Source organism: Streptomyces ossamyceticus, from assembly GCF_001418475.1.
In the GTDB taxonomy this organism is placed as follows: Bacteria; Actinomycetota; Actinomycetes; order Streptomycetales; family Streptomycetaceae; genus Streptomyces; species Streptomyces ossamyceticus.
Map to the genome: position 1 here is coordinate 1 of NZ_LIQX01000484.1, position 9728 is coordinate 9728.

At 74.7% G+C, this 9728-nt stretch carries 4 protein-coding genes; 2 read left to right on the forward strand and 2 right to left on the reverse strand.

What is annotated here, in order from left to right; translation table 11 throughout:
* Positions 1-47 precede the first annotated feature (47 nt).
* Together AOK15_RS30385 and AOK15_RS30390 are read right to left on the reverse strand one after the other, a co-directional pair.
* Positions 48-1772, reverse strand: coding sequence for a dolichyl-phosphate-mannose--protein mannosyltransferase (locus tag AOK15_RS30385; RefSeq protein WP_079058800.1), 1725 nt, complete (start codon positions 1770-1772; stop codon positions 48-50).
* 88 nt (positions 1773-1860) lie between these two features.
* Positions 1861-2643, reverse strand: a complete 783-nt coding sequence (locus AOK15_RS30390; protein WP_055521548.1) for a thioesterase II family protein — start codon at positions 2641-2643, stop codon at positions 1861-1863.
* A gap of 250 nt (positions 2644-2893) precedes the next feature.
* Between AOK15_RS30390 and AOK15_RS30395 the strand changes: the two genes are divergently transcribed.
* Positions 2894-9508 (forward strand): type I polyketide synthase, encoded by a 6615-nt coding sequence (locus AOK15_RS30395; protein WP_055521549.1) that lies wholly within the window; start codon positions 2894-2896, stop codon positions 9506-9508.
* A gap of 91 nt (positions 9509-9599) precedes the next feature.
* On the forward strand, positions 9600-9728 hold a 129-nt coding region (locus AOK15_RS48915), incomplete at its 3' end, for a polyketide synthase docking domain-containing protein (RefSeq protein WP_167738876.1).

The window sequence follows — 9728 nt, forward strand, 5'->3', positions numbered from 1 at the left end:
GCCGTGGTGGGGCGGCAGGCGGGGCCGGGGTGTGGAGCGACGGACGGTCAGATCCAGGTGTCGAGCCACATCCTGCCCCGCCAGCCCTCGTACGGGATGGTCTGGCCCGAGTACAACGGGAAGAAGTAGATGAAGTTCCACGCGACGAGCAGCACCAGGGCGCCGGCGACGATCGCGCCCGCGGAGCGGCGGTTGTCGTCCGCGCCCGGTGGCCCGAGCAGCGCGCCCACGGTCATCGCGACGGCCAGACACAGGAACGGCACGAACACCACGGCGTAGAAGGAGAAGACGGTCCGGTCCTGGTACAGGAACCACGGCAGATAACCGGCGCCGACTCCGCACAGCACCGCGCCCGCCCGCCAGTCGCGGCGCAGCGCCCACCGGAACAGCAGATACCCGAGCGCCAGGCACGCCGCCCACCACAGCAGCGGGGTGCCGAGGGCGAGGACCGTCTGTGAGCAGTCGACGGCCGTGGCGCAGCCGTCCTGTCCGGGCCGCGGCGACTGGTAGTGGAACAGCACGGGACGGCCGAGGACCAGCCAACTCCACGGGTTCGACTCGTACTTGTGCGCCGTGTGCAGGCCCACGTTGAACTGGTAGACGCCGTACTCGTAGTGCCACAGGCTGCGCAGCGGCGCCGGGATCCACGCCCAGATGCCGCCCCGGTCGTCCGCCCAGTGCCGTCCGTGGCCCTTGTCGGACAGGAACCAGCCGGTCCAGGTGAGCACATACGTCACCACGGCCACGGGGACGACGGACAGCAGCGACCGGCCGAGGTCCTTGCGGAGCACCGCACGATAGGGGTGGCGGGCTCCCGCGACACGGCGGGCGGCGATGTCCCACAGCACGGTCAGGGCCAGGAAGAACACCAGGACGTACAGGCCGTTCCACTTGGTGGACGCGGCCAGGCCCAGACAGACGCCGGCCGCGAGGCGCCAGGGCCGCGGCCCCGTCCCGGTGTGCTCGGCGGCGTCCGCGTCCGGTCTCGCGCGGCCGTCGTCGTCGACCGGCAGGGCGGCCGCGAGGCGGGCGCGGGCACGGTCCCGGTCGACCAGGAGGCAGCCGAACGCCGCGAGCACGAAGAACATCACGATGATGTCGAGGAGCGCGGAGCGGCTCATCACGTAGTGCAGGCCGTCCATCGCCATGAACGCGCCGGCCAGACATCCCAGCAGCGTCGACCGGAACAGCCGGCGTCCTATTCGGCACAGCATCAGCACCGACAGTGTGCCGAGGACGGCCGTCATGAAGCGCCAGCCGAACGGGTCGAGGCCGAACATCCACTCCCCGACGGCGATGACCCACTTGCCCGTGGGGGGATGCGCGACGAAGGTCCCCGGGTCGGTCAGCGAGATCACCTGAGGGTCCGCCAGGATCTGCGGGTCGGCGATCTTCCGGTCCGGCCAGGTGCCCTCGTACCCCAGCCGGAGCATGGACCAGGCGTCCTTGGCGTAGTACGTCTCGTCGAACATCACGGCGCGCGGCCGGCCGAGGTCCCAGAAGCGGACGGCGCCCGCCAGGGCCGCGACGAGCAACGGGCCCAGCCAGCCCATCGCGTGCGCGACCCGCTGTGCCGCCACCGCCCCGAGCCCGAGGCGCTCCCACGGCCGGGTCCCCGGCTCGGGGAACGCCGGAACCAGCCGTTCCCGCACGTCGGCCCCCGGACGCCCGACATACCCGAAGCGGCGCAACCGCCCCCGCCGGCCACCGGCCTCCACCGACGCCCCGCTGCCGCCCACGGCCTGGCCACACGTCGTGTCGCTACTCGTCACCGGGTGACCCTAGTACGTCCTCAGCCGCGACAGGGGCCGCCCCCTTCCGCCCATCTACTTGACGGTGAACGGGTTTCGCCGGCAGGTATCAGGGCTCGACCGGGGTGGACGGCCGTACGTCGGTCAAGGTCTCGGTGATCAGTCGGAGGACCTGGGGGGCCTGGTCGACCAGGTAGAAGTGGCCGCCGGGGTAGGTCCTCATCGTGAAGGGGCCCGTCGTGTGGTTCTGCCAGGCCTGTACGTCTTCCTGCGGGGCCTTGGGGTCGGTGTCGCCGACCAGGGCCGTGATCGGGCAGGTCAGACGGTGTATCCGCGCGGGGCGGTACAGCTCGGCCGCGCGGTAGTCGCTGCGGATCGCGGGCAGGACCATGCGCAGTACCTCGTCGTCGCCGAGGATGCGGCTGTCGGTGCCGGCCAGCCGTTTGATCTCGGCGAGGAGCGCCTCGTCGCCGCGCCGGTGCACATCGTCCTCGACCCGGAACCGGGAGGGGGCACGCCGGCCGGAGGCGAACAGCATCACCGGCACCACCCCGGCCCGCGATTCCAGCAGGCCCGCCAGTTCGAACGCGAGGGACGCGCCCATGCTGTGCCCGAACAGGGCCAGCGGGCGGTCCGCCTCCGCGAGGACCAACGGCAGCAGCCGGTCGGCGAGTTCGGGGATCGTCTCGACGCAGGGTTCCAGGCGCCGGTCCTGCCGGCCCGGGTACTGCACCGCGAGCACCTCGACCCGTGGGGACAGGGCCTGGGACACCGGGAAGTAGAAGCTCGCCGAGCCCCCGGCGTGCGGCAGGCACAGCAGCCTCACATCACTGTCGGCGGCGGGGTGGTAGCGGCGGATCCACAGATCCCTGTCCTCGGTCTGCACGGTCACCTGTCGGCTCCGGAAGCTGGGGGCTGGCGGTCCTCGGACGCTAACAGCCACCGGCCGCCGCCCGGCCGCCGTCGGCCCCCTGACCCCACCCCTAACCTCCGGGGGTCAGGTCAGGGGTGTTCCTGCGGGGCAACGATCTTGTCTACTCGAATCCGCCAATTTATCCAGGATCGCTCGGCCTGCCGTCCCGCGGCGGCCGGTGCCCGCTCCCTGGTGAACATCCGCACGGCTCCGACCCCAGGGGGTTCCAGTGACGGACGAAGCGCGGCTCGTCGAGTACATCCGCACGATGACAGGCGACCTTCGCAAGGCCCACAGACGCCTCAAACAGCTGGAGGACGCCGACAACGAACCGATAGCCGTCGTCGGCATCGGCTGCCGGTTCCCCGGCGGCGTCGACGGCCCCGACGACCTGTGGCGGCTGGTGGACGAGGAACGCGACGCCGTGGGGGCCATGCCCGACGACCGCGGCTGGGACTTCGACGCCCTGTTCGCCGCCGGGGACGACCGGCTCGGCACCAGCCGCGCCCGTGAGGGCGCCTTCCTGTACGACGCCGGCGAGTTCGACGCCGGGTTCTTCGGGATCTCACCGCGTGAGGCCCTGGCGATGGACCCGCAGCAGCGCCAGCTCCTGGAGGTGTCCTGGGAGGCGCTGGAGCACGCCCAGATCGTGCCGGCGTCCCTCGCCGGCAGCCGTACCGGCGTCTACGCGGGCCTCATGTACCACGACTACGGCGGCGAGTTGTCCACCCTGCCCGACGAGGCACAGGGCCTGCTGAGCACCGGCATCGCGGGCAGTGTGCTCTCCGGCCGCGTCGCCTACACGCTCGGTCTCGAAGGCCCCGCCCTCACCGTGGACACCGCTTGTTCCTCGTCACTGGTCACCCTGCACCTGGCCGCGCAGGCACTGCGGGCGGGGGAGTGCGACCTGGCGCTGGCCGGCGGAGTCACCGTCATGTCCAGCCCGTTCACCTTCGTCGAGAGCACCCGGCAGGGCAACGTGGCCCCCTACGGCCGCTGCCGGTCCTTCGCGGACGCCGCCGACGGCACCGCGTGGGGCGAGGGCGCGGCCGTACTGGTCGTGGAACGACTGTCGGACGCCCGGCGCCACGGCCACCGGGTCCTCGCAGTGATCCGCGGCACCGCCGTCAACCAGGACGGCGCGTCCAACGGTCTGACCGCCCCCAACGGCCCCTCCCAGCAACGCGTCATCCGCCAGGCGCTGGCCAACGCCCGGCTGACCGCCGCCGACGTGGACGTCGTCGAGGGACACGGCACCGGCACCCGGCTCGGCGACCCCGTGGAGGCCCAGGCGCTGCTGGCCACCTACGGCGCGGAGCGGCCCGACGGGCAACCGCTGTGGCTGGGTTCGGTGAAGTCCAACCTGGCGCACCCGCAGGCGGCCGCCGGTGCCGCCGGCGTGATCAAGATGGTGATGGCGATGCGCCACGGGCGGCTGCCCCGCACCCTCCACGTCGACCGGCCGACCCCTCAGGTGGACTGGACGGCCGGGGCCGTCGAACTCCTCACCGCACCACGTGACTGGCCGGACCTCGGCCGTCCCCGACGGGCCGCCGTCTCCTCGTTCGGCGTGGGCGGCACCAACGCGCACGTGATCCTCGAACAGGCACCGGCGGACGGGGACGCCGGGAGCTCCGCGGGAACCGGCGACGGACGGGCCGCAGCCGACCAGGAGCCGCGCCCCACCGTCCCGCCGCTGCCCGTCGTCCCCGTGTTCGTGTCCGCCCGCGACACCGACGCGCTGCGCGACCAGGCCACCAGACTGCACGCGCACACGACCGGGCCCGCCGGCCCTCGCCTGGTCGACATCGGCCACGCCACCGCCACCACCCGGGCCGCCCTCGAACACCGGGCCGTCGCCGTCGCGGCCGACGGCGACGACCTCGCCCGCGCCCTGACGGCCCTGTCCGCCGGGGAACCGGCCCCCGGACTGGTCACGGCACTGGCCGACGAACAGGTCTGCGCCTTCCTGTTCACCGGGCAGGGCGCCCAGCGCCCCGGCATGGGCCGTGAACTGCACGCCGTCTTCCCCGTGTTCGCGCAGACCCTCGACGCCGTCTGCGCGGAACTCGACGAGCACCTCGAACGGCCCCTGCGGGACCTGATGTTCGCCGAGCCCGGCACCGAAGCGGCCGCGCTGCTGGACGAGACGCAGTACACCCAGGCGGCGACCTTCGCGATGGAAGTGGCGCTGTTCCGCCTCGTGGAGAGCTGGGGGGTGACACCCCGCTACCTGGCCGGGCACTCCATCGGCGAACTCACCGCCGCCCATGTCTCCGGAATGCTGGCGCTGCCCGACGCCTGCGCCCTGGTCGCCGCCCGCGGACGGCTCATGCAGGCGCTGCCGGAAGGCGGCGCCATGGTCGCCGTGGAGGCCACCGAGGAGGAGGTCACGCCCCTGCTCGCGGGCCAGGAGGACACCGTAGCCCTGGCGGCGGTCAACGGAGCGCGTTCCGTGGTCGCGTCCGGCACGGCCGCGGCGGTCGCCTCCGTCGCCGAGCACTTCGCCGGCCTCGGCCGCCGCACCCGGCGCCTGAAGGTGTCCCACGCCTTCCACTCGCCTCTGATGGACCCCATGCTCGACGACTTCCGCGACGTCGTACGGAAACTGGAGTTCCACCCGCCGACCGTCCCCGTCGTCTCCAGCGTCACCGGCGCCCTCCAGGCCGACGAGGAGTGGCGGTCACCGGAGTACTGGGCCCGCCAGGTCCGCGACACCGTGCGCTTCCACGACGTGACCGGCGCCCTGCGGAAGGCCGGCGTCACCACCCCGTTCGAACTGGGCCCGGACGCCGCGCTCACCGCCCTCGCGGACGGCGACGACGACACCCCGCGCCCCGTGGCCGCCCAGCGCCGGGACCAGCCCGAGACACGCGCGCTCGTCACCGCGCTGGCCCACCTCCACACCCGTGGCGTCCCGGTGGACTGGGGGGCCTTCTTCGCGGGCCGCGACACCCGGCGGGAGCAACTCCCGACGTACGCCTTCCAGCGGCGGCACTACTGGCTGCGCCCCAAGCCGGGCGCCTCGGCCGGCACCGGCGCGGCCGGACTGCCCACCGCCGGGCACCCCCTGCTGGGCGCCGCCGTCACCGTGGCCGGCACCGGCACCCTGCTGCTGACCGGACGCCTCGGCCTGGACACCCATCCGTGGCTCGCCGACCACGCCGTCGGCGGCACCGTCCTCGTGCCCGGCACCGCCCTCCTCGAACTAGCCCTGCACGCCGCCTCCCGGCTGGAGGCCACCTCCCGCACCGCCCTGACGGTCACCGAACTCGTCCTTCAGGCGCCCCTGGTGCTGCCCCCCACCGGCGGTGTGCGCGTCCAGGTGGTCGTCGCACCCGACACGGACGGGCGGTCGAGCCTGCGCGTGGTCTCCCAGCCGGAGTCCGCCGAGGACGACGCGTGGACCACCCACGCCGACGGCGTCCTCGGCGCCGAACAGCCCGACACCGGCCCGGGAACGGACACCGCCTGGCCCCCGGCCGACGCCGCCCCCGTCGACATCACCTCCCTCTACGCCGACTTCTCCGCCGGCGGCTTCGCCTACGGCCCCGCCTTCCAGGGCGTCCGGCGCGCCTGGCGGCACGGCGACGAGGTGTACGCGGAGGTCGCCCTGCCCGAACAGGTCACCGACGCCGCCGACTTCGCGCTCCACCCGGCCCTCGCCGACGCCACCCTGCACGCCGCCGTGTTCGCGGGCGGCCCCTTCGCCGAGGCGGCGGGCCAGGCCCGGCTGCCGTTCGTGTGGGACGGGGTGACCCTGCACGCCACCGGCGCGACCGCGCTGCGCGTGCGCATCACTCCCACCGGCCCGGACGGCTTCGCCCTCGCGCTCGCCGACCCCACGGGCAGCCCCGTGGCCACGATCCGCTCGCTGACCGTCCGGGCCGCGCCCGACCTGGCCGCCCCCACGCCCGCCGCCGCGTCGGCCGACGACCTCCTGCTGCCCGCCTGGGAGGAGGTCCCCGCCCCGGCCGAGCCGGCCGCCCCGGCCGACCAATGGGCGCTCGTCGGCGACCCCGACCGGCTGCCCGCACTGCCCGGAACGGACCGCCACCCGGACCCGGCCGCCGCCGCACGGGCGGCCGACCAGGTCGTCATCGCCCTCGACGCCGCCCTCCCGCCGGGCACCGACCCCGGCGACACCGAAGCCGTGGCCGCCGTCCACACCGCGACCGGACAGGCGCTCGACACCGTACGCCGCTGGCTGGCCGACTCCGCCGACACCGGCGCGGCCCGGCTGACCGTGCTGTTGCGCGGCGCCGTACGCGTCCACGACGAGGAAGGCGCCCCCGATCCCGTCGCCGCCGCCGTGTGGGGCCTGCTCAGCTCGGCGGCGCACGAGAACCCCGACCGGCTCACCGTCGTCGACTGGGACGGCGACGAGGCGTCCGCCGCCGTCCTCACCCGCGCCGTGGCCGTCCCCGAACCCCGGCTCGCCCTGCGCGGCGGCACCGTCCACGCACCCCGGCTGGTCCCCCTGGCCCGTGACGCCGCGCTGCTGCCGCCGCCCGGCCCCGACCCCTGGGTCCTCGACCGGGCGGGCGACGGCGCCACCATCGACGACCTCGCGCTCGTCCCGGCACCCGACAGCCTCGGTGAACCGCTCGCCCCCGGCCAGGTACGGGTCGAGGTGCGCGCCTCCGGAGTGAACTTCCGGGACGTCGTCGTCGCCCTCGGCCTCGTCCCCGGCATGCGCGGCCTCGGCGGCGAACTCGCCGGTGTGGTCACCGCCGTCGGCCCCGACGTGCCCGACCTCCGGCCCGGTGACCGGGTGCTGGGCCTCGGCCCCGCCACCTTCGGCCCGGTCGCCGTCACCGACCACCGCTGGCTGGCCCCGATGCCCGACGGCTGGACCTTCGAACAGGCCGCCGCCGTACCCATCGCCTACCTGACCGCCTACTACGGCCTCGTGGACCTCGCGGGCCTCCGCCCCGGCCAGAAGGTGCTCGTCCACGCGGGCGCCGGAGGCGTCGGCACCGCCGCCGTCCAACTCGCCCGCCACTTGGGCGCCGAGGTGTACGCCACCTCCAGCGCCGGGAAACGGCACGTACTGAGCGCCGCGGGACTCGACGACGACCACACCGCCGACTCACGCAGCCTCGGCTTCGCCGACCACTTCCGGCGGACCACCGACGGGCAGGGCATGGACGTCGTCCTCGACTGCCTGGCGGGGGAGTTCGTCGACGCGGGCCTCGGACTGCTGCCGCGCGGCGGCCACTTCCTGGAGATGGGCAAGACCGACATCCGCGACCCGCAGGACGTGGCCGCCGCCCACCCCGGCGTCACCTACCAGGCGTACGACCTCCAGGAGGCGTCCCCCGACCGGATGCGCGAGATGCTCCGGGCGATCCTCGACCTCTTCGCGGAGGGAGCGCTCACCCCGCCCCCGCTGACCGTGTGGGACATCCGCCGGGCCCGTGACGCGTTCCGCGCGCTCAGCCAGGCCAAGCTGGTCGGCAAGGCCGTCCTCACCGTGCCCCGACGTACGGACCCGACGGGCACCTTCGTCGTCACCGGCGCCGGCGGCCACCTCGGCGGCCTCGTCGCCCGGCACCTCGTCACCCGCCACGGCGCCCGGCACCTGCTGCTGCTCGGCCGCCGCGGCCCCGCCGCCCCCGGAGCCGCGGAGCTGGAGGCGGACCTGCGCGCGGCGGGCGCCGCCGACGTCACCACCCTCGCCTGCGACGTCGCCGACCGCGACGCCCTGCGCTCCGCCCTGGCCGGTCTGCCCGCCGACCGGCCCACCACGGCGATCGTCCACACCGCGGGCGTCCTCGACGACGGCATCGCCGCGGGACTCACCGACGAGCAGCTCCACCGCGTCCTGCTCCCCAAGGCCGACGCCGCCGCCCACCTCGACTCCGTCACCCGCGAACTCGGCCACGACCCGGCGGTGTTCGCCCTGTTCTCCTCCGCGTCCGGCTTCACCGGCAACCCGGGCCAGGCCAACTACGCCGCCGCGAACACCTGCCTCGACGCCCTCGCGGCGCGGCGCAGGGCCCGGGGACTCGCGGGCGTCTCCCTGCTCTGGGGAGCGTGGGAGCAGTCCGGCGACGGCATGACCGCCGGGCTCGGCGACACCGACCAGCGGCGCATGTCCCGCTCCGGACTGCGGGCCCTGGGCCCCGACCGGGGGCTCGCCCTGTTCGACGCCGCCCTGGGCGCGGACACCGCCGCCGTGGCACCGGTGGCGCTGGACACCGCCGCCCTGCGCGCCCAGGCCGAGGCGGGCACCCTGCCCGTCGTCTTCCGCGCCCTCGTCCAGGCCCCCGTCCTGCGGCGCGCCGCGGTCAAGGGCGCGGGTGAGCCCGCCCTCGCCGAGCGGCTGGCCGCGCTGTCCGACCCCGAGCGCGACCGTCTGCTGCTGGACCTCGTCAACACCCACACCGCGACCGTCCTCGGCCACGGCTCACCGGAGTCCCTCGGCTCCCAACGGACCTTCCGCGAACTCGGCTTCGACTCCCTGACCGCCGTGGAACTGCGCAACAGCCTCGGCGCCGCGACCGGGCTGCGGCTGCCCGCGACCCTCGTCTTCGACCACCCCACCCCCCACGCCCTGGCGGAGCTGCTGCGCGCGGAACTCGCCCCGCCGCAGGCCTCACCGGCACAGGAGGCGCTGACCCTGCTCGACGGCCTTCTCCGACACCTCGGCGACGTCCCGGCCGACGACCCGGACCGCAGGCACCTCGACGAGCGGCTGCGGCACCTGCTGGAGACCTGGCGGCAGCCGGACCACGCCGCCATCGCCCACGTCCCGGACCACGACCCCCACCACGACCTCGACACGGCCTCCGACGACGACCTCTTCGCCATGGTCGACGACGGCGCCCCGCTGCACTGACGCGGCCGGACACCGTCCCGCCCGGCGGGGCATGCCCCGCCCCGCCGGGAGCCGGCACCTCACCCCCCACATCGAGGAAAGTGACGCACGCATGTCCAGCACACCCGACGAACCCGGCGCCACCACCGAGAACAAGCTGCGCGAGTACCTGAAGCGGGCCATCGCCGACGCCCGCGACCTGCGCGAGCGGCTGCGGCGCACGGAGGACCGAGTTCGGGAG